Consider the following 20,745-nt stretch of genomic DNA (forward strand, 5'->3'; position numbering starts at 1 on the left):
TTCAGCCGTCCTCGCCGCGTCGGCGTGCGTTGACCGTCACCGGCAGGCGGGTTTCCAACGGCATGTCCGGCAGATCCAGCACCCAGCCGTTCTTCAACGTCACGGCGCCACCCCAGAGCTCATCCTTCTCCTGCGAGACGATGGGCTCCTCAAGGTCCTTTTTGGCAACGTAGGCCGACAAACCTTTTGCCGATTGGCGGATCATCACTTTCATCGCGGCTTGCGCTCCGTCGTCTCCCGGCCGTCGAGCGCGGTGAGTTCCCGCGCCCGCATGCCGACCAGAATGCCGCGATCGACCCACTCGACCGCGTAGATGTAGAACTGCTGCAGAAAGGTGCCGACGTCGCGTACGTAACCGACGTCGCCCTTGTGAACGAGACGCTCGCCGATGTCGCGCCCGGGATAGGTGCCGTCGTTCTTCACATTGAGGCGTGCGATCACCTTGTCGCCCGGCAGATGGCGCGGTGGACCGTCGATCTCGACCTCCGGCTCTCGTTCGGCAAACGCCATGTCAGGCCGCCCGCGAGATGGCGCCCGACGGACAGACGTCATCGCACTGCGGTGCATCGGCGACGCCCTGGCACTCGGTGCATTTGCTGGCGTCGATGAGGTAGGCGGCACCCTTCAGGCGAATGGCCTTGGAAGGGCATTCGCACTCGCAGGCACCGCAGGCGGTGCAATCGTCGGCGTTGATGGACATGGCCATGGCGATATCTCCGTTCGGAAACTCCGCCATTTGCTCCGCAAGCCCCATGCCACCCTAAAAACCGTTCCCCGCCAGATCGTTAGGTGGGAGGCTCCCCTGGACAGCCTTGATCCGACACGTCATTGTCGGACTTCCGACAGGTGGCGGTCAGAACCGCTTCAGCTCGACGCGGTGCTTCTTGAGCGCGTAGCCGATTTGGCGCGGGGTGAGGCCGAGGATGCGCGCCGCCTTGGCCTGCACCCAGCCGGATTTTTCCATGGCGTCGATCAGCCGCTCCTTCTCGCCGGCACGATGGCCGAGCGCGGGACAATCGGGGCCGGCGTGTTCGCAAAGCGGAGTTTCGGCTTGCGGTTCCGGGCAGGCGTCCGCCTCGGGCACTCCCGACACGGGAGCCGGCGGACGCAGGCCGGGCACCAGAAGCTCGCCACGCCTCAAGGCGGTCAGTTGCTCGTCGGCCGTGACATGGTGAGCGCCGGTCCACAGCGTCGCCGACAAGCATTCGCCGTGTGCGCAGGCAAAATCTTCCCGGCGGATGGTGTCGCCGCGCGCGAGCGTCGCGGTCCGGCGGACGCAATTCTCCAGCTCGCGCACGTTGCCGGGGAAATAGCACTTGCCGAGCAGATCCAACGCCCGATCGGTAATACTTAGCCGGCGTCCATTCTCGCGGTTGAAGCGGTCGAGAAACGCCCGGGCGAGCAGCTGAATGTCGCCCGGACGCTCGCGCAACGGCGGCAGGAACACCGGCACGACATTGATGCGGTAATAGAGATCGGCCCGGAAGTCGCCCTTCGCCACCGCCGCCTCAAGGTCGCGGTTGGTGGCACAGATCAGCCGGACGTCGACCTTCAGCGTCCGCGTACCGCCGACCCGCTCGAACTCGCCCTCCTGGAGGACGCGCAGCAGCTTGGATTGGAAGGCGGGTGAAATCTCGCCGATCTCGTCGAGCAGAAGCGTGCCGCCGTTGGCCAGTTCGAAGCGGCCCGGCTTCAGCGCAATGGCGCCGGTGAAGGCGCCCTTTTCGTGGCCGAATAGCTCGGATTCCAGCACGCTTTCGGAAACGGCGGCACAGTTGAGCTTGATGAAGGGTTTGGCTTTGCGGCTCGAAAGCTCATGAATGGCGCGGGCGAACAGTTCCTTGCCGGTGCCGCTTTCGCCGCGCAGCAGAACCGTGGTGTTGGACGGCGCGACGATGGAGATGGTCTCCATGACGCGGCGCACCGACGGGCTGTCGCCGACGATGCCGCCGGTCCCGACGCGGACGCGTGCCGGCTTGGGCTTTTCGTCGAGCGCCTTTTCCAGCCTCGACCGTTCGTCGATCAGACGTCGGCGATCGGCGGCGACGACACGATGGAGGCGCACCGCCTGCCCCACGAGATTGGCGACCATGGCGAGGAAGCGCAGGTCCTCGTCGATGCGGATGTCAGCCGATCCGTCCCAGACACGGTCGATGCTCAGAGTACCGATCACCTTGACATCGTCCTTGATGGGGACGCCAACGAAGGAGACGCGGCTCGGGTCATGGGCGGCGGGCGTACCGGCAAACAGCGGATCGGCAGCCGTGTCCTGAACGACAAGCGAGGTTTGTGTGGCGACGATGCGATCGATGACCGCCTGGGGCAGGCTGTCGATCGGCCGCCCCTTGACCTCGCCCGCCCAGCCGGCGGTGGCGACGATCTCCGGTTCGCCAGCCTCGTCGATGACGACGATCATGCCGCGCCGCATGGCGAGGAAGGACGTGAGGATGTTGACGACGCTCGCCAACATGCTCTCGAGGCGGACGGGCGCGTTGAGGATCTTCGATATCTCGTAAAGGCCGAACAGCGCCATTTCGGCACTCTGCCGGCTTTCGCGCCGAATGACGGGGGCCGTCTCGACGGGTGCGAGGCGAGGCGGTTGGCGGACTGCCACGATCATGCCATGGCTCCTCAGGGTCGGGGCCGGCAGGGAGGAGACCGGCTTCCCAAGTCTAAAGGGTCGAGGCAAATCCTGCTTTTGTCACGCACGAATTGCAGTCATTCCTGACACCACCATGCATAATACGAAAGCATATAAGTCTATATACTTAGAAAAATCGTCTGGAAGAACAGGCAGTTGCGGGGCGAGCGCTCCGCAAGTCCTTGTCTCGTCTTTCCTGCACAGCTCGGCAGCGACCGACGGCAGATGCGTCGCATATGAGCAGGTGGCGGCCTAATCGTCGTGGTGGTGATCTCCACCCGCCTGACCGCGCCGCCAATAGGAGGCAAGCCGCAAGCGGTCGCGCGACAGTCCCCAGATGTCGACTGCCCTGCGGTAGATGGCGCGGCGCGCAGCGTGCTCCATGCCACCCCACACGACGACATCGGGCTGCAGATCATCGGCGCCTATCGCGTCGACCATCGTTTCCAACCGGGCGCCATCCCGCCGATGCAGCCAGACGATGTCCGCCTCGGCCGCGCTTGGAAGATCCTGCCAGTCTTCCCGGCCTTCGACCTCCAGGATCGCGCGGACACGGCAACCGACCGGCATCTCGGCCAGCATGCGGGCGACCGCCGGCAATCCCGTCTCGTCGGCGAGGAACAGATAGTCGGAGGCCGCGGGCAGATCGCCGCCGCCAGGTCCCGTCATGCCGACCACGTCGCCCGGCCGCGCCCGCTCGGCGAAGGCGGCACCGGGCGCATCGCGATGACCGACGTGCAGCAGCATGTCGATCTCCACCTCGCCAGCGGCAACGTCGATGCGTCGCAAGGTGTAGACGCGCGCCGGCGGCGGATTGCCATCCGGCCACCAAGGGCGTCCGTCATCGCCGGTCACCGGCCAGCGCTGACGCACCCCCTCGGCCGGCAGCAGCAGGCGGACATGCAGCCCGCTTTCGGCGAAGCGACCGAGATCGTCACCCTTGAGCGTCAGGCGTCGGAAGCGACCGAACGTCGCAGCGCCGGTCACCGTCATCTGCCGAAAGAATGGCAGCGGCGAGCCGGCGGCGCCCACTCCCGTCCAATGAAGGGCAACGTCAGCCTCGCCGAAGTCCAGCACATGATTGGCCATGATCATCTTGATGTAGGCAAGACCGGCAGGATCGGCGCTTTCGGCGGTAATGCGCAAGGCGCCGGCTTCGAGCGCCAGCCGCGACCGGCCAAGCTCGCTCGACAGCACGACGTCGCCCGAGTCCGTCGTCACGCAGCTGGCATGGCGGCCGACGTGTTCAGCGAGCCGCGCGCGCAACGCCACTGGGTCCGGACTTGGAACGACAAGGGTGGCAACCAGCCGGACCGGCGCGTGCATGGTCATCGGGAGACGTCTCCGGGCAGATGTGGAAGGCGCAAAGTCATGGGCGCTCGAAGGCGGCGAGGAAGCCGTCGACGATCACTTGTTCGGCGCGCAGACCGGACCCCGTCAGGTACATACCGACCGGATCGAGATAAATGATCTGACCGGACTTGGCCGCCTGGGTGCGGTTCACCAACTCGTTGTCGAGCAGGGCACGGGCCGGCGTATCGGCCCGGCCGATGGCCGCGTCGCGGTCGATGACGATCAGCCAGTCCGGATTGACCTTGAGGATGTACTCCCATGAGATGACCTGACCGTGGGTAGTCGCATCGATAGTCGGATCGGCGGCGGCAAGGCCGTAGAGATCATGCACCTCGGAGAAGCGCGAGCCGGGACCGTAAGCACTGATCTTGCCGCCGGTGGTCAGCACCACGAGCCCCCTGCCCTTGTCGGCGGTCACCTCCTTCAACCGGGCCGTCGTGGCGTCGAGCTTCCGGAGCCGCTCGGCCACGTCCGCTTCCTTGCCGAACAGCTTGCCGACCGCTTCGGCGTTGCGCTTCACCGATGCGCGGAAATCGTTGTTGTCGGGCGTCAGGTCGAGCACCGGCGCGATCGCCGACAGCGCCGCGAAATGCTTCTGGCTGCGGCTGCCGATGACGATCAGTTCTGGTTCGAGCGCGGCCACCGCTTCGAAATCCGGCTCGAACAGCGAGCCGACCTTGGCGTAGGCGTCACTCCGATACTTCTCGAGCTCGCCGGACATCGCCCAGTTGGGTACGCCCTTCACCTCGACCCCAAGGGCATCGAGCGTATCCAGGGCGGCAAGATCGAAGACGACGACGGTCTTCGGATTGTCCGGAAACACCCGCGTTCCCTGCGCGTCGGTGATGGTGGCTGCGGCCGCCGAGCCGACGGGCAGGAGGAGCGACATCAGCAGGACGCCGAGGCGGCAGAGCCCGCCTCGCCCACTCCGGATCGGATGCGACCGGAACACCGAGAGAAGACCCATTTTGCTCGTCATTTGCCTCTATCCGACCACTATTTGCAATTGCAAGCCACTCGCATAAGGGATTTCCCTTAAACTTGACTAGTCATGTCAGGTATATAAACAAGGTGGTCGGAAGCTGTCGACGATCCGGGCTTCAGCGCAAACGTCGGTTTCTTTCTCGCAAACAGCCGAGCCCGTCGCGCGTGTTGTCGGACGGCGTCTTGGGTGGCATTGGGTGCGTTCATGGAACTGTCGCTGGCGACATCGGAAAACGACGGCATCTCGCTCGCCTGCCGGCTCACGCCCGTGATCGCCGGCCAACGCAGCGTGCGCGAGATTCCGCCGGGTTTTCGGCTGTTCATCTATCTCCGGGGCTGGCAGCGGTTCGAGATCGACGGACAGCGGTTCGACGTCTCCGCCGATGCCGGTCCGGTGGCATTGGCACTGTCGCTCGTCCGCCCCGCCCGTCTGGTCCAGCTCGCCTGGTCGGAAGACCGGATGAGCAAACTGATGATCACCGCCCCAAGCGACTGGACGGCGACGCTCGACCTTGATGGTGCGGGCCACGGCGACGCACTTGCGACCTTTCTCGCCGGGCATGGCAATCACCATCTCTGGCGCCTCGACGACGACAGCGTCCGCATCGCACGGCTGGCCGCCGAGCCGCCGGCCTGGGTGCCGCGAGAGGCGTTACCGCTCTATCGGCGCGCCCGCGCGCTCGATCTCGTTTGCCTCACCCTCAGCACGCTCGCCCTGCGCCGCGAGGAGAATACCCTGCCCCGCCCCGCGCAGTCGGTGTTGGGCGAACGCATCCGCATCTTCCTGCTCGATCACCTCAACGAACCGCTGACCATCGATGCGGTCGCCCAGGCCGTCGGGGCGTCGGTCAGCGTCGTGCAGCGGTGCTTCAAGGAACTCTACGGCATGACGGTGTTCGACTTCGTGCGCCGCCGTCGCCTCGATGCCGCCCGCGACGCACTGGACAATCGCGGCGTCAGCATCGCCTGCGCCGCCTTCATAGCGGGCTACTCGGCGCCGTCGAGCTTTGCCACCGCCTTCAAGAAGGCCTATGGCGTGCCGCCCAAACTGCGGCGCCGGCAGGCGATGCCGTTCCGCGAGGCGGCCGAGTGACCGTTCCACCTCGTCCGTTGCTGCTTGGCACCCTCCTGATCGCGACCGCCCTTCTTGCCGCAGCGAGCCTCCTCATCGGGGGTGGCTACGCATGGTCCGACGTGCTGACGCTGGAAGGCGATGGAGCGCTCATACTCGCCGCGAGCCGCGTGCCGCGCACCCTCGCACTGCTGCTGTCGGGCGCCGGGCTCGCCGTATCCGGCATCCTGATGCAGATGATCGCCCGCAACCGCTTCGTCGAGCCGTCAACGGCCGGCACGGTGGAATCGGCAAGCCTCGGCATTCTTCTGACGTTGCTCCTGATGCCCGGCGCCCCGGTGGTCGTGCGCATGCTGGTGGCAGCCCTGGTGGCGCTGGCCGGATCGGCCGTGTTCCTGATGCTGATCGCCCGGTTGCCGCTCGGGTCGGTGCTGATGGTTCCCCTGGTCGGCATCATGCTCGGCGGCATCTTCGACGCGGCGACCAGCTTTCTCGCCTATCGCTTCGACCTGCTGCAATCGCTCGGCGCCTTCGGCAGCGGCGATTTCTCCATCGTGCTGCGGGGGCGTTACGAGTTCCTGTGGATCATCGCCGGTCTGGTGGCCGTCGCCTATGCCACCGCCGCCCGTTTCACCATCCTCGGCATGGGCGAGGCCGTGGCGGTCGGCGTGGGCCTCGATTATCGGCGGCTCGTCATCTTTGGCCTGATCATCGTCTCGGTGGTCACCGCCGCCGTGGTGGTGACGGTCGGCGCCGTCCCGTTTGTTGGTCTCATCGTGCCCAATGTCGTCAGCCTGTTCCTGGGCGACGACCTGCGGCGCAGCCTGCCGGTGGTGGCGACGGGCGGCGCCGTGCTGGTCCTCGCGTCGGACGTCGTCGGCCGGATCGTCATCGCGCCCTATGAAATCCCGGTCGGGACCATCATGGGCGTCGTCGGCAGCCTCGGCTTCCTGACGCTCATCTTCTGGCGACGCGGCCATGCCGCCTGATCGCCCGCGGTCCGCCCGTCTCGTGCTGGTTGCCGTGACATCGCTCGCCATTCTGTCGGCGGTGGCCTTCATGACGCTCGATGCAAAGGGACCATGGAGTTTCATACTCACCCATCGCGGCGTCCGCCTCGCCGCCCTGATCACGGTCGCCTACGCCATCGCCGTATCGACCGTGCTGTTCCAGACGTTGACGGGCAATCGCATCCTGACGCCGGCGGTGATGGGCTTCGACGCATTGTTCCTGCTGCTGCAAACCTCGCTGGTGGCGGCCCTCGGCGGCGCCGGTGCCGGGACGATCGATCCGCGACTCCTCTTTGCGGTCGAATGCCTGGCCATGGTCGGTCTATCCGGCCTGCTCTTTCGTCTGCTGTTTCGGGGCGAAGGCCGAAACCTGCCGCTGGTCGTCCTGTCCGGCATGCTGTTCGGGGCACTGTTCCGCAGCCTGTCGAGCTTCCTGCAACGCGTCATGGACCCCAACGATTTCCTCGTGCTGCAAGGACGGGCCTTCGCCTCCTTCAACGTCGTCGATCCGGCATTGATCGGCGTTGCCGCGCTGCTGGCGGTGGCGGCGACGATCATCGTGCTGCCCCGCCTTGCGGAGCTTGACGTGCTCGTTCTGGGGCGCGACCGGGCAACGGGCCTTGGCGTCGACACGGCACGCCTGTCGGCCATCGTCTTCGCGGTCGTTGCCGTCCTGGTATCGGCGTCGACGGCGCTGGTCGGACCAACCACGTTCTTCGGCCTGCTGGTCGCCAACCTCGCCTATCTCCTGATCCCTTCGGCCCAGCACGCCAAGGTGCTGCCAGTCGCCATCGGCCTCGCCATCGTCACGCTGGTCGGTGGTCAGATGCTGCTGGAGCGGGTGCTGGGCTTCGGCACCGCGCTCTCCATCGTCATCGACTTCGTCGGTGGCGTCACGTTCCTTCTCATCCTGTTCAGGTCCGGCCGGCGATGATCGAAATCGACAAGGTCTGCAAACGCTACGGCGACACGCTGGTCGTCGACACCGTCAGCCTCGCCATTCCACGCGGCGGCGTGGTCGGAATCGTCGGCCCGAACGGCGCCGGCAAGTCGACACTTCTATCTGTCATTAGCCGGCTCATGAAGTCCGACTCGGGCCGCGTTCTCGTGGACGGCCTCGACGTGACGAAGACGCCCGGCCGCGAGCTGGCCCGTCGGCTGTCGGTGATGCGGCAGGAAAATCACGTCGCGGCGCGGCTGACGATCCGCGATCTCGTCGCCTTCGGCCGCTTTCCGCACAATCGGGGGCGCCCCAACCGCGACGACCAGGAGCGGGTGGCGGCGGCGATCGCTTTCGTCGGGCTGGATGCCATGGCCGATCGGTTTCTCGATCAGCTCTCCGGTGGCCAGCGGCAACGGGCGTTCGTCGCCATGGCTCTTGCCCAGGACGCCGACTATGCCCTGTTCGACGAGCCGCTCAACAACCTCGACATTCATCATGCCGTGTCGATGATGCGGCTTTTCCGCCGCATGGGCGACCAGCCGGGCAAGACGGTGGTGATCGTGCTGCACGATCTCAACATCGCCGCCACCTACGCCGACCGGATCATCGTCATGCAGAACGGCCGGGTGGTCGGCGACGGCGCCCCATCGGAGGTCATCAACGGGCGCCTGCTGTCGGAGGTGTTCCGCGTCGAAGGCGATGTCATCGAAATCGATGGCCGGCGGGTGGTCAGCGTAGCGCCGTGAGCCTCCGCTCCCGCTCAGGCCGTTTCGACGGCCCAGCGATCGTAGACGGCACTGACATCGCCGGAGAAATAATCGGGGTTGAGCTCGCGTATGGGCGCCAGGCTGATCCGAAGGCCGTCGAGATGGCGATGCATCGCCGCCGCAGCAGCCGCGTCGTCTCGACCGGCGATGGCCTCGACAATCGCCTCGTGTTCGGCGAGTGCGTGCTCCATGCGGTGCGGTTGCGGCAGGGTCAGGCGGCGATAGCGATCGAGCTGAACCTTGATCTGAACGATCATCGCCCACAGTCCCGGCAGCCTGCCGGCCTCGGCGATGGCCCGGTGCATGAGTTCGTCGGCGGCGTGAAAGCCGTCGATGTCGCCGGTGGCAAGCGCCTCGCGCTGCCGCTCCATGATCGCCCGGAGGCCCGCGACATCGGATCCCTTGGCGGTCTTGGCAGCCGCCCGCACGGTGACCGCCTCGAGAGCGGCGCGTGCGACGATGATCTCCGGCAGAATCTCGGCCGGAATGCGAGACACCATCGTTCCGGACTTGGGCACGATCTCGATCAGTTTCTCGTCGGCGAGGCGGAGCAGCGCCTCGCGGACGGGCGTCCTGCTGACGTGGGCTTCCAGAGCGATCTCCTTTTCGAAGATCACGTCGCCCGGACGACGACGCATGGAGACGATGTCATCCCGTAGCCGACGATGAACCAGTTGGGCGGCCGTTTCGCCGGCCGGGACACCGGCGGTCGAAGGTCGCCCGCTACCGCTCATGGTCCATGTCGTCATCGGGTTCGCTCCATGGGCTGCCCTTGTGATGGTCAGTTCCGTCGATTCTTCGAGGCTACCGACGGAAACGTGCCGTCAGCGCCCTTGGTCGCGGGAGGCTTTCGTCGTCGACACGAGTCCTGCCTCGTATTTCAGATATATAAAGTAGCCAGAGCGAGTTAGTGCCAAGCTCGCGGATCGGGATCGCTACGGATGCCCCCTCGGAGCGCAGGTCACGTCTCTCCAGCATAAACGGCCCCGCTTCAAGTGGAAACATGGTGACCGCTTCACCGCACCGTCAAAGCGACGCGGTTTCGCGATTCACCCCCACCATGATCCCGAACATATTTTTATGCTTATATCGACATATACCTTATATATCTTATATACAAGATTGTATTTATTACCCTATTCGCGACCCTTCATGAGTTATATATTTTCTCATTACGCTCTCTAGATGCGAGCAGATTTGTTTATTACTTATATTTAGACTTTGGTATCGCTGCAATTTCAAGCAGTTTGACGTGGAATAATGCGTATTGACTTAAAGGTCCCGGAAACAGATGCTCCAACCACTGCGAATGATCGCGAGACGCCGGATGGCTTCCGCCCAGATCGAGCAGCGACCGATCGGAGGATGACGTGACCCAGGATATCCGCGTGGCAGCCATCGGCGAGTGCATGGTCGAACTGCAGGAGCGGGCCGACGGCGGCATCACGCAATCCTTCGGTGGCGACACCTTCAACACGGCGGCCTACATGGCCCGGCTCGGCGAGGGCCTCGGCGGCTTCGTCGATTATGTCAGCGCCATCGGCGACGATCCGTTCAGCGATGCCATGTCGGCCTTCTGGCGCGCCCAAGGCGTCGGTGACCGCCTTGTGCTGCGTCGCCCGGGCCGTCGTCCCGGCCTTTACTTCATCAAGACCGACGCCGCCGGCGAGCGCCGCTTCTATTATTGGCGCGGCGAAGCCGCGGTGCGCGAAACCTTCGAGACCGACGGATCCGACACCATCCTCACGGCGCTCGCCGGCTACAGCAACATCTATCTCTCGGGCATCAGCCTCGCGGTGCTGAAGCCGCAAAGCCGCGCCCGCCTCATCGCCCGCCTCGGCGAACTCGCCAGAGATGGCATCGCCGTCGACTTCGACTGCAACTACCGGCCGCTCCTATGGGAGAGCGTCGCGATGACGCGCGCCGTCTACGAGGAGGTCATCGCCTTCGCAAGTCGCGTACTGGTGACGGTGGAAGAACTCGAGGTGCTCGGCATCGATCCGACGCCCACGGCCGGCGCCGACCATTTCGCGGCCATGCCGCGCCTCGAAGTGGTGATCAAGGACGGCGCCAAGCCCTGCACGCTGATCCACGGCGGCAAGGTCGAGACCGTGCCCGCAACAGCCGTCGACAAGGTGGTGGACACCACCGCCGCCGGCGACAGTTTCTCGGCCGCCTATCTGCTCGGCCGCAGCCTCGGCCTCCCGCCGACGGAAGCCGCCCATCGCGCCCACATCGTCGCAGGCGCCGTCGTGCAGCACCGTGGCGCCATCATTCCGAAAGACGCCACCCCCGACGTCTTCGCCTCCGAAATCGCCCGTCGTCGCTGACCCGCCGCACGCGCCAACACCAGCCGATACGCTCGAAACGACCGGATCATGAACATCAAGAGGACGATCGACAAAATCCCGGGAGGGTCGATGCTGACCGACGGGCCGATCGGCGGCACCAACGGCGCGGCCGGCCTCGCGGTTTCCTCGACCACCGGCGCCAATCCGATGATCATCGCCGAGCCGATCCTGACCGGCATCCCGGCCACACGCGTCGGACGCGTCGGCGCCGTCCCTCTTCCTGTCGAGAAGCTGCAAACCGCTGAATAGTCGCGGAGGGACGGCGTCAACGTCCCCTCGAACCGCCCCAGGAGAAGCCCCATGTATCTCAGCCATATCGCCACGCTCGATCGCGACGCCGCCAACCTGCCCGAAGACATTCGGCGCGGGCTCAAATTCCTGGCCGAAACCGACATCATCGCCCTGCCGGCCGGTCGAGTCGACATTGACGGCGACCGTCTGTTCGCGCTGATCCAGGACTACGAAACGGTCCCCAAAGCGGACAAGCGTCCCGAATCCCACGCCCACTACATCGACATCCAGTATGTGGCGAGCGGTCGCGAGAGGATCGGCTATGCGCCTCTCGCCGGCAACAATCCGGTGTCCGAGGACCTGCTCGAAAGCCGCGACGTGCAGTTCTTCGCCACGGTTGCCGACGAGACCGACCTCGTGCTGGGCACCGGTGCCTACGCCGTCTTCCATCCCACCGACATTCACCGGCCGGGTTGCGCCGCGGGCGCGCCGGCCAAGGTCCGCAAGGTCGTGGTCAAGATTCTGGCCTGACCTCCCGCATCTCTCACCATCGGAGACACCAATGGACATTCGCTATTCGGCCAATCAGAAGGACTTCAAGCGCTACACCACCGAGGAAACGCGCGCGGAGTTCCTGATCGAAAACCTCTACCTCAATGATGAGGTGGTCGCCGTCTACTCCCATGTCGACCGCATGGTGACGCTCGGCTGCAAGCCGGTCAACGAAGCGGTGCCGCTCGACAAGGGCATCGACTGCATGAAGAACTTCGGCACCGCCTACATGCTGGAGCGCCGCGAGATCGGCATCTTCAACATCGGCGGCACCGGCTCCATCGAAGCCGACGGCGAAACCTTCCAGCTCGGCTTCCAGGACTGCCTCTACATCACCAAAGGCACGAAGTCGGTCGTCTTCCGCAGCGACGACCCCAACGCGCCGGCCAAGTTCTACATGGTGTCGGCTCCGGCCCACAAAGCCTGCAAGACCACCTTCCTGTCCATCGCCGACGCCAAGAAGAAGCCGGTCGGCGACGAGGCCACCGCCAACAAGCGCGTCATCAACCAGTTCATCCATCCGGACGTGCTGGAGACCTGCCAGCTTTCCATGGGTCTCACCCAGCTCGCGCCGGGCAGCGTCTGGAACACCATGCCCGCCCACACCCACGAGCGCCGCATGGAGATCTACACCTATTTCAACATCCCCGAGGGGCAGGCCGTCTTCCACATGATGGGCGAAGGCAACCAGACCCGACACATCCTGGTGCAGAACGAGCAGGCGGTCATTTCGCCGTCCTGGTCGATCCACGCCGGCTGCGGCACCGCCGCCTACACCTTCATCTGGGCGATGGGCGGCGAGAACCAGACCTTCGACGACATGGATCACATCGCCATCGGCGACCTGCGCTAAGCAAACAAGGACAGACCGCAATGACCTACCCGAACGCATTCTCGCTTGAAGGCAAGGTGGCGCTCGTCACCGGCGCCTCCTACGGCATCGGTTTCGCGTTGGCGAGCGCTCTGGCCGAGGCCGGCGCCACCATCGCCTTCAACGACATCAACGCGGAGTTCCTCGAGAAGGGCCTTGCCGCCTACAAGGCTGCCGGCATCGACGCCCGGGGCTACATCGCCGACGTCACCGACGAGACCGCCGTGCAGAAGCTGGTGGCCGACATCGCGAAGGATCTCGGCTCCATCGACATCCTGGTCAACAATGCCGGCATCATCAAGCGCATCCCGATGCACGAGATGGACGTCAAGGACTTCCGCCAGGTGATCGACATCGACCTCACGGCGCCGTTCATCGTCGCCAAGGCGGTGATCCCGGGCATGATGAAGAAGGGCAGCGGCAAGATCATCAACATCTGCTCGATGATGTCCGAGCTCGGCCGCGAGACGGTTTCGGCCTACGCAGCCGCCAAGGGAGGCCTCAAGATGCTGACCCGCAACATCGCCTCCGAATACGGTGCCTTCAACATCCAGTGCAACGGCATCGGTCCCGGCTACGTCGAAACGCCGCAGACGGCGCCGCTACGTGCGCCCGGCCACCCGTTCGACGCCTTCATCCGCGCGAAGACGCCGGCCGGCCGCTGGGGCACCACCGACGACCTGAAGGGCCCGGCGGTCTTCCTCGCCTCCTCGGCGTCGGACTTCGTCAACGGCCACATCCTCTATGTCGATGGCGGCATTCTCGCCTACATCGGCAAACAGCCCTGATCGACCGATCTTGAGACCAAGGCGGCCGCGCTCCCCCGGGGGCGCGGCCGTTGCCTTTCCGGCCGAGAATTCCGTTTCATCCGGCGCGATCGGGGCCTATCCTGCCGCCGCCATGTACGAAATTCTCTCCGGCTTCCTTGCCCGCCCCGTTCCCTTTTCCATCTCCACCACCGAACTGCTGTGGACCGACCCGCACATTGCGAACGAGATGCTGCGCTTTCATCTCGACGGGAGCAACGATCTGGCCTCGCGGCGGACAACCACCATCGATGCCTTCGTCGACTGGCTGGACCGACGCTTCACCCTCGCCGGGCGTAGCGTGACCGACCTCGGATGCGGACCCGGCCTTTATGCGAACCGGTATGCTGGGCGCGGCGCAGTGGTGACGGGCCTCGACTTCTCGACCAACTCCCTTGCCCACGCGCGCAAGGCGGCCGAAGCGGCGGGACTTTCCGTCGACTACAGGCGCGCCGACTATCTCAGGGACGATCTCCCCGGCGGCCAGGACCTTGCCACCATGATCTATGGCGACTTCTGCGCCATGGCGCCCGACAAGCGCGCCGTCATCCTCGCCAAGATCAGGGCCATGCTGAAGCCGACCGGCAGCTTCGTGTTCGATGTGTTCTCGACGGGGATGTTCGCCGAGTTGCGCGAGGAGACGCTTTTCGAATCCCGCCTGATGAATGGCTTCTGGGCGGCCGGCGACTACGTCGGCTTCAAGACGACCCGACTTTACCCGGACGAGGCCATCGGGCTCGATCGCTATCTCATCGCAGCGCCCGATCGCACCTTTCAGGTCTTCAACTGGATGCAGTACTACACGCCGGACACCATCACGGCGGAGGTGCTGGCCGCCGGCTACTCGTCCGTGGACATCGTCTCCTTCGAGACCGGCGGTCCGTGGCCGGGCGGCGCCAGCGCCTTCGCGGTGATCGCCCGGCCCTGAGGATCAGCGATAGACGCGGTGGTAGCGGCGGCCAAGCGAGGTCAGCACCTCATAACCGATGGTGCCGGCAGAGCGCGCCAAGTCGTCGGCGCTCTGGTGCGGACCGATCAGTTCGAGAAGATCCCCCTCGGCGAGCGTGCCCGCCGGCAGGGCGCTGATGTCCACCGAGAAGCTGTCCATCGACACGCGGCCGACCGACGGCAGGCGCGTATCGCCATGGTAGGCGGCGCCGGCGCCGTTGGAGAAGCGGCGCCACCAACCGTCGGCATATCCCGTCGCCAGCGTGGCAAGGCGGGTCGTCCGGCTGGCGCGGAAGGTATAGCCATAGCCGACCGAGGTACCCGTCTCGATCTCGCGGATCTGGGCGACCTTCACCCTGAGGTCGACGACCGGCTTGACTCCCTCGGCCAGCGGACTGGTCTCGATGCCGTAGAGCGACGCGCCCGGGCGGGTGAGATCGAAATGGTAATCCGCTCCGAGGAAGATGCCGCTCGAGGCGGCGAGCGAGCCGGGAAGCCCCGGCAGGCGCTCGCGCGCGGCCCGGAAGGCGGCGAGCTGCTCGCCGCTCGCCGACTTGCTCGGCTCGTCGGCACAGGCAAGATGGCTCATGATGAGACGGGCGCCCGTGGCGGCGAGCAGCCCCGGATCGTCGGCAAGCATCTGCTGCTCGGCAGTGTCGAGGCCGAGACGCGACATGCCGGTATCGACTTGGATCACCGACGGGCGGTCGCCACGGCTGGCCTCGGCCCAGGCGCGGCATTGGGCGATCGAGTTCAGAACCGGCAGAATGCCATTGCCATAAGCCGCCGCCGTTCCGGGCAGCAGGCCGTTCAGCACGTAGATCGTCGCATCGGGCGGAAGCAGCGGTCGGAGCGCTTCAGCCTCCGAGAGCACGATCACGAAGAAGTCGCGACACCCCGCGTCGTAGAGCGGCCGCACCAACGGGGCGGCACCGAGACCGTAGGCATCGGCCTTGACGACGGCGGCCGTGCGAGCGGGCGCGACACGGGCAGCGAGGCTCTTCCAGTTGGCGACGACGGCGTCGACGCCGATGGTCAGGATGCCGCCGGCCGCGGCCGCGCTTGAAACGCCTTCGGAAGCCGACACTTTTCCCTCCACGCCTGATGGACTGCCTGGCACCGGCTTAGTCCGCCTTCTCAGCCGCCGCAAGCCGCACTGGCGAAGAACCGGCATCGGCAGGGTAAACAGAACCTTGAGATGATTGCGGAAAAGCCACGAGCCGATTGAACCGGCCTTTATCGCGAACCTGCTAGCTTGGGCGCACTTTAAGAGAGTGTCTCGATGCGCGCCAATTTCAAGGTCATGATCCTGCTTGCCATCGTTTGTGGCGGCGGAGCCATCTGGGCGGGCGGTCGTTGGCTCGACAACGCCTCGGCGGCCCGTCTCAAGGAGATCGAGGCGGCGCGACCTTCGGTGACCTTCGGAACCCTGGTGGTGGCGGCGGAACCGCTGAGGTTCGGCGCTCCGCTCTCTCGCCAGGCGGTCCGCGAGATTCCCTGGCCGGATGGCGATCTGCCGCCCGGCGCCTTTGCCACGACCGACGATCTGTTCAAGGACGGCGACCGCACCGTGCTGTATGCGCTGGAGCAGGGCGAGCCGCTGTTCGCCTCCAAGCTGACGGGCCCCGGCGAGCGGGCTGCCCTTTCCCGCCTTATTTCCGACGGCAATCGTGCCGTGACGCTGCGCGTCAACGACGTTGCCGGCGTTGGCGGCCTGGTCCTGCCGGGCGACCGGGTCGACGTGGTGCTCACCACCGCCGAGGTGGCCGAGGTCATTCTCCAGGACGTACGCATCCTGTCGATCGACCAGATGGCCGACGAGAAGAGCACCGAGCCGATGGTCGCGCATACCGCCACCGTGGAAGTATCGCCGGAAGCCGCGCAGAAACTAGTGCTGGCCCAGAGCGTCGGCAGCCTGTCGCTGGTGTTGCGACGGGCCGGTGAAGTGACCGCCGCCGCGTTCCGGCCGATTGGCGTTGCCGACCTCACCACCGCCCGCAAGACCGAAAACGCTGAAGCCGAGCCGCCGCCCACCCCACCGATGACCGACGCCACGGTATGGGTACGGCGTGCGACCGAGCTTACCCAGTACTCCGTTCCGGTGAGGGACGGCGGCCCCAGCCGCCTCGTGACGCCCCCGACCGCACCGACTGAGGCCGCTCCTCCATCGCCCGCATCGATCGCCGCCGGAGAACCGCAATGATCCCCTCGATGCGCGCGGCGCTTCGCCTCGTGGCGCTTCTCGTTTTCGCGCTGGCCGCCGCCGTGCCGGCCAATGCCGCCGCCCCCATCCGCATGACGGCGGCGACCTCTGGCCAGTCGTTCTCGATTGCCAAGGGCGTGCCGCAGATGATCGTGACGACCTCCGCCTTCTCGGAGATCGTGGTCGGCGATCCGGCGCTGGCCGATGCTTGGCCGCTCACGGACAAGTCGTTCATGGTGCTCGGCTCGAAGGGTGGCGTCACCGGCATCGTGCTGTTCGACAAGGAGCGAAACGTGGTCGGCGCCGCCGATTTCGAGATCGCCCTGCACACCGACCGGCTGCAGGCGGCCTTGGAGCGCAAGCTGCCCGACGCCCGGGTCGACGTTTCCTCGGCCAATGGATCGATCGTCCTGTCGGGGACGGCCGCCGACCAGAAGACCATCGACGAAGCCGGCGCCATCGCCAAGGAGTTCGGCGGCGACAAGGTGGTGAACACCGTCGATATCGGCGGCGGCAAGCAGGTGCAGCTCAAGGTTCGCTTCCTTGAGGCGACTCGCTCGGCCAGCCGCGAGCTGGGGCTGGGCTGGGCAGTTCAGACCGATGGCTTCTCCCTCGGCGTCGGGTCGTCGACGCTTGCCTCCGGTTCGACGCCGTTCGGCGAGATCGTCAGCCAGGTTCTGTCGGGTGGCCTGTCGGTCGACATGGTGGTGCAGGCGCTGGAAGCGCGCGGCCTCGCCCGATCACTGGCCGAGCCCAATCTTGTGGCGTTGTCCGGCCAAACCTCCAGTTTCCTTGCCGGCGGCGAATTTCCGGTGCCGGTGGCCAGCGACAACAACTCGGTTTCCGTCGAGTTCAAGAAGTTCGGCGTCGGCCTCGACTTCACGCCCACTATGGCGCCTAACGGTCTCATTCATCTCAACATCAAGCCGGAGGTGAGCGAGATCGACTATTCGGCGGCGGTCACCATCAACAGCATCACCATTCCCGGCCTCAAGGTGCGCCGCTCGGACTCGACGTTGGAGCTGCGCGACGGCCAGAGCTTCGTGATCGCCGGCCTGCTCACCAACTCGCGGTCCGTCTCGAACAATCGCGTGCCATGGCTCGGCTCGATGCCCGTGCTCGGCAACCTGTTCCGGTCCACCGCCTACAAACGGTCGGAAACCGACCTCGTGATCATCGTGACGCCGCACATCGTCGACCCGCTCGGCGCCGGCAACGCCATCGCGACGCCCTTCGACCGGGCGATGCCGGGCAGCGATCTCGATGCCTTCGCGCGTGGCAATGCCGAAGTGCCGCACGATGCCGCCGCCTATCTCGCCGCCAACGGCACATCGACCGGCGGCTACATCCTGGACCTGGTGCGGTGATGCCGATGGCCGAGACCTCGATCAACTTCGGAATCGTCCTCGTCGTCACCGCCGACAAGGATTTCGCCGTCCTGGTGGCCGATGCCCTCAGGGCATCCGGCGCCAACGTCGGCGACCTCAAGGTGCGGTCGCCCGACAAGCTGTCCGACGAACTCGCCGATCCGGCCTGCGGCCTCGTCGTCCCCGATCTCGATGCCTTCCCGGACGGACCGGTAGCCGGCCTTTCAGAGCTTTACCGACAGGCCGGTCCGTCGGTACGCTTCCTCCCGGTCACCGGCGTGTTCGATGCCGAGGTCGCCCGCGGGTTTCTGCGGCTGAGACTGCAGGACTTCCTGGTCAAGCCGGTGGCGCCTTCCGACCTCGCCCACACGCTGACCCGCCTCGGCCGCGACGATTCCGACCCCTATCCCGACTCGCGGATCTTTACCTTCCTGCCGGCGGCCGGCGGCGTCGGCAACACGACCCTGGCGCTTCAGGCGGCCGTGTTGTTGCATCAGGCGGCGGCGCGGCGCCACCAGACGACATGCGTCGTCGACCTGAACCTTCAGAGCGGCTCCTGCGCCGAGTATTTCGACCTCGAACCGCACTTCGACATCGCCGAGATCGAGAACCAGCCGGACCGGCTCGACCGCAAGCTGCTCGACGTCATGCTGAGTCGGCACAAGTCGGGCCTCGCCATCGTTTCGGCGCCACCCTGCCCATGGGAGATGCGCAGCTACCGCCCCGACCTCGTGGCGCGGCTGCTCGACCTCGTCGCCGGGCACTTCAACAACGTGGTGATCGATCTTCCTCGCACCTGGTTCCCCTGGACCGACTCGGTCCTCCAGGGATCCGACCATGTGTTCCTGACCACCGAAATGACGGTGCCGGCGCTGAGACAGGCACAAAGGCTTGCCCAGGCCGTCCGGGAACGCGTCCACAAGGATGCCCGTTTCGGCGTCATCATCAACCGCGTCGATGCCAAGGGCAGCCCCAGCGTATCGCTCTCCGAGGTCAAGGAGCTGTTCGGCGACGCCTTCGCCGGCTCCGTCGCCAACGACTACAAGGCCGTCCGCGAAGCGCTCGATCAAGGGCGCGCGCTTGGCGAGGTGGCGCCCAACTCTCGCGTCATCGCCGATCTCCGGGCGATCATCGCCGATCCGGCCGAGCTTGGCGGAACTTCCTGGGCCGCACCGCTGCGCGCCCTTCTCGCCCGGCTGAAGCGGTCCGATCCGGCGGCGGCGAGCAAGGGGAGGCGTCATGCGTAGCCGTTTCCTGAGTTTGCAATCGGGCGAAGCGCCGCCGACGATGCCTGCGGACCGGCCGGCCGTGTCGCTGATCCAGGTGGCGCCTTTGCGCGAAATGGAGCCGCTGCCGCTGCCCAAGCCGATCAACGAAAAGCTGATCGCCGCCAAGGACAAGCTGCACAAGCGCCTGATCGAAGACCTCAACCTCTCCCAGCTTGAGAAGCTGTCACCCGACGCCGTGATGCGCGAACTCTACGGCCAGGTCAGCGCCTTCGCCGCCGAGGAGCGACTGGCACTCAACGAGCAGGAATTCGGCGAGTTCGTCACCGCCGTCTACGATGAAATGATGGGGCTCGGACCGCTGGAAGCGGTGATGCGCGACCCCACGATCAACGACATTCTGATCAACGGCCACCAGAACTGTTTTGTCGAGCGCTTCGGCAAGCTCGAGCCGATCAACATTCCCTTCAAGGACGAGGCGCATCTTCTTCGCATCATCAACAAGATCGTCGCCGCCGTCGGCCGCCGCATCGACGAGAGCCACCCGACCTGCGACGCCCGCATGCTCGACGGCTCGCGCTTCAACGCGGCGATCCGGCCGATCGCCGTCGACGGCCCCCTGGTCTCCATCCGCAAGTTCGCCAAGAAGAAGCTGTCGCTCGACCGCCTGATCGACGTCGGCGCGTTGGGCAAGCCGATGGGCGAACTGATGGCCGCGGCCGTCAACGCCCGCGTGACGACGCTGATTTCGGGCGGCACCGGCACCGGCAAGACGACCATGCTCAACGCCCTCTCGGCCTTCATCTCGCCGGACGAGCGCCTGATCACCATTGAGGACGCGGCCGAGCTGCAACTGCAGCAACCGCATGTCGCCCGTATGGAAACCCGTCCCGCCAACACCGAGGGCCACGGCGAGATCCGCCAGCGCGACCTCGTCAAGAACGCGCTGCGCATGCGGCCCGACCGCGTCATCCTCGGCGAGTGCCGTGGCGAGGAAGCCTTCGACATGCTGCAGGCCATGAACACCGGCCACGAGGGATCGATGGCGACGATCCACGCCAACACGCCGCGCGATGCCATTGCCCGCCTCGAACAAATGCTGGGCATGACCGGCATGCCGATGACCGTCGCCTCCATCCGCTCGCAGATCGCCTCGGCCATCCGGCTGATCCTGCAGCTGACGCGCCTGTCTGACGGCAAGCGACGCGTCACCTCCATTTCCGAGATCACCGGAATGGAAGGGGACATCATCCAGATGCAGGAGATCTTCCGCTTCAACCGCCTGCGCACCGAGGCGGATGGAACGGTGGTCGGCGAGTTCCGCGCCACGGGCATTCGGCCGCGTTTCCTCGACGATCTCGTCGCCAAGGGCATCACCGTGCCCAGCGCCTATTTCGATCCCACCAAGCCACTCGTTTGA

General features: G+C 65.7%; 22 protein-coding genes. 14 read left to right on the forward strand and 8 right to left on the reverse strand.

Going from position 1 to position 20,745, the window contains the following annotated elements:
- Position 1: 1 nt before the first annotated feature.
- The 6 genes from nifT to QQZ18_RS13800 form a co-directional block, all read right to left on the reverse strand.
- Positions 2 to 214: a putative nitrogen fixation protein NifT gene (gene nifT, locus QQZ18_RS13775; RefSeq protein ID WP_284541493.1), complete on the reverse strand. Its 213-nt coding sequence runs from the start codon at positions 212 to 214 to the stop codon at positions 2 to 4.
- Complete coding sequence (locus QQZ18_RS13780) at positions 211 to 510, reverse strand: nitrogen fixation protein NifZ (protein ID WP_284541494.1); 300 nt, start codon at positions 508 to 510, stop codon at positions 211 to 213. The genes nifT and QQZ18_RS13780 overlap by 4 nt, the downstream gene beginning before the upstream one ends.
- A gap of 1 nt (position 511) precedes the next feature.
- Positions 512 to 706: a 4Fe-4S binding protein gene (locus QQZ18_RS13785; RefSeq protein WP_284541495.1), complete on the reverse strand. Its 195-nt coding sequence runs from the start codon at positions 704 to 706 to the stop codon at positions 512 to 514.
- A 147-nt stretch (positions 707 to 853) separates the two neighbouring features.
- Complete coding sequence (gene nifA / locus QQZ18_RS13790; RefSeq protein WP_446728649.1) at positions 854 to 2,620, reverse strand: nif-specific transcriptional activator NifA; 1,767 nt, start codon at positions 2,618 to 2,620, stop codon at positions 854 to 856.
- A gap of 273 nt (positions 2,621 to 2,893) precedes the next feature.
- Positions 2,894 to 3,973, reverse strand: coding sequence for a siderophore-interacting protein (locus tag QQZ18_RS13795; RefSeq protein ID WP_284541496.1), 1,080 nt, complete (start codon positions 3,971 to 3,973; stop codon positions 2,894 to 2,896).
- A gap of 37 nt (positions 3,974 to 4,010) precedes the next feature.
- Positions 4,011 to 4,928, reverse strand: a complete 918-nt coding sequence (locus tag QQZ18_RS13800) for a siderophore ABC transporter substrate-binding protein (RefSeq protein WP_446728660.1) — start codon at positions 4,926 to 4,928, stop codon at positions 4,011 to 4,013.
- A gap of 237 nt (positions 4,929 to 5,165) precedes the next feature.
- On the opposite strand from QQZ18_RS13800, the gene QQZ18_RS13805 reads away from it, so the two are divergent.
- The 4 genes from QQZ18_RS13805 to QQZ18_RS13820 are packed head-to-tail and all read left to right on the forward strand — an operon-like array spanning position 5,166 to position 8,749.
- A complete protein-coding gene (locus QQZ18_RS13805; RefSeq protein WP_284541498.1) occupies positions 5,166 to 6,071 on the forward strand; it encodes a helix-turn-helix domain-containing protein in 906 nt (301 codons plus the stop codon).
- The gene (locus tag QQZ18_RS13810; RefSeq protein ID WP_284541499.1) at positions 6,068 to 7,039 is read left to right on the forward strand and encodes an ABC transporter permease; all 972 of its coding nucleotides are present in this window, start codon (positions 6,068 to 6,070) and stop codon (positions 7,037 to 7,039) included. The genes QQZ18_RS13805 and QQZ18_RS13810 overlap by 4 nt, the downstream gene beginning before the upstream one ends.
- Positions 7,029 to 7,994: an iron chelate uptake ABC transporter family permease subunit gene (locus tag QQZ18_RS13815; RefSeq protein ID WP_284541500.1), complete on the forward strand. Its 966-nt coding sequence runs from the start codon at positions 7,029 to 7,031 to the stop codon at positions 7,992 to 7,994. The genes QQZ18_RS13810 and QQZ18_RS13815 overlap by 11 nt, the downstream gene beginning before the upstream one ends.
- The gene (locus tag QQZ18_RS13820) at positions 7,991 to 8,749 is read left to right on the forward strand and encodes an iron ABC transporter ATP-binding protein (RefSeq protein ID WP_284541501.1); all 759 of its coding nucleotides are present in this window, start codon (positions 7,991 to 7,993) and stop codon (positions 8,747 to 8,749) included. The genes QQZ18_RS13815 and QQZ18_RS13820 overlap by 4 nt, the downstream gene beginning before the upstream one ends.
- A gap of 14 nt (positions 8,750 to 8,763) precedes the next feature.
- On the opposite strand, the gene QQZ18_RS13825 is transcribed toward QQZ18_RS13820, so the two are convergent.
- Positions 8,764 to 9,519 carry a GntR family transcriptional regulator gene (locus QQZ18_RS13825; RefSeq protein ID WP_284541502.1) on the reverse strand — a complete coding sequence of 252 codons (756 nt, stop codon included), beginning with the start codon at positions 9,517 to 9,519 and terminating at the stop codon, positions 8,764 to 8,766.
- A 621-nt stretch (positions 9,520 to 10,140) separates the two neighbouring features.
- Between QQZ18_RS13825 and QQZ18_RS13830 the strand changes: the two genes are divergently transcribed.
- From QQZ18_RS13830 to QQZ18_RS13855, 6 genes are all read left to right on the forward strand, one after another.
- Complete coding sequence (locus QQZ18_RS13830) at positions 10,141 to 11,100, forward strand: sugar kinase (protein WP_284541503.1); 960 nt, start codon at positions 10,141 to 10,143, stop codon at positions 11,098 to 11,100.
- A gap of 48 nt (positions 11,101 to 11,148) precedes the next feature.
- Positions 11,149 to 11,370 (forward strand): hypothetical protein, encoded by a 222-nt coding sequence (locus QQZ18_RS13835; RefSeq protein ID WP_284541504.1) that lies wholly within the window; start codon positions 11,149 to 11,151, stop codon positions 11,368 to 11,370.
- A gap of 51 nt (positions 11,371 to 11,421) precedes the next feature.
- Positions 11,422 to 11,883: a YhcH/YjgK/YiaL family protein gene (locus tag QQZ18_RS13840; protein WP_284541505.1), complete on the forward strand. Its 462-nt coding sequence runs from the start codon at positions 11,422 to 11,424 to the stop codon at positions 11,881 to 11,883.
- A gap of 31 nt (positions 11,884 to 11,914) precedes the next feature.
- Positions 11,915 to 12,757: a 5-dehydro-4-deoxy-D-glucuronate isomerase gene (kduI, locus tag QQZ18_RS13845; RefSeq protein ID WP_284541506.1), complete on the forward strand. Its 843-nt coding sequence runs from the start codon at positions 11,915 to 11,917 to the stop codon at positions 12,755 to 12,757.
- A 20-nt stretch (positions 12,758 to 12,777) separates the two neighbouring features.
- The gene (locus QQZ18_RS13850; protein WP_284541507.1) at positions 12,778 to 13,563 is read left to right on the forward strand and encodes a gluconate 5-dehydrogenase; all 786 of its coding nucleotides are present in this window, start codon (positions 12,778 to 12,780) and stop codon (positions 13,561 to 13,563) included.
- Positions 13,564 to 13,675: 112 nt separating this feature from the next.
- Positions 13,676 to 14,509 (forward strand): class I SAM-dependent methyltransferase, encoded by an 834-nt coding sequence (locus QQZ18_RS13855; protein ID WP_284541508.1) that lies wholly within the window; start codon positions 13,676 to 13,678, stop codon positions 14,507 to 14,509.
- Positions 14,510 to 14,512: 3 nt separating this feature from the next.
- Here QQZ18_RS13855 and alr read toward each other — a convergent pair whose 3' ends face one another.
- A complete protein-coding gene (alr, locus tag QQZ18_RS13860) occupies positions 14,513 to 15,616 on the reverse strand; it encodes an alanine racemase (RefSeq protein ID WP_284541509.1) in 1,104 nt (367 codons plus the stop codon).
- A gap of 195 nt (positions 15,617 to 15,811) precedes the next feature.
- Between alr and cpaB the strand changes: the two genes are divergently transcribed.
- From cpaB to QQZ18_RS13880, 4 genes are read left to right on the forward strand one after another with little or no spacing between them, the layout of a single operon-like run.
- On the forward strand, positions 15,812 to 16,732 hold the full coding sequence (gene cpaB, locus QQZ18_RS13865) for a Flp pilus assembly protein CpaB (protein WP_284541510.1): 921 nt from the start codon (positions 15,812 to 15,814) through the stop codon (positions 16,730 to 16,732).
- Complete coding sequence (locus QQZ18_RS13870; RefSeq protein ID WP_284541511.1) at positions 16,729 to 18,099, forward strand: type II and III secretion system protein family protein; 1,371 nt, start codon at positions 16,729 to 16,731, stop codon at positions 18,097 to 18,099. The genes cpaB and QQZ18_RS13870 overlap by 4 nt, the downstream gene beginning before the upstream one ends.
- Positions 18,100 to 18,104: 5 nt before the next feature.
- Entirely contained in the window at positions 18,105 to 19,346 is a 1,242-nt protein-coding gene (locus QQZ18_RS13875) for an AAA family ATPase (protein ID WP_284541512.1), read from the forward strand.
- Positions 19,339 to 20,745, forward strand: a complete 1,407-nt coding sequence (locus QQZ18_RS13880) for a CpaF family protein (protein ID WP_284541513.1) — start codon at positions 19,339 to 19,341, stop codon at positions 20,743 to 20,745. Before QQZ18_RS13875 ends, QQZ18_RS13880 begins: the two co-directional genes overlap by 8 nt.

It is taken from the genome of Pleomorphomonas sp. T1.2MG-36 (assembly GCF_950100655.1).
Classification (GTDB): Bacteria; Pseudomonadota; Alphaproteobacteria; order Rhizobiales; family Pleomorphomonadaceae; genus Pleomorphomonas.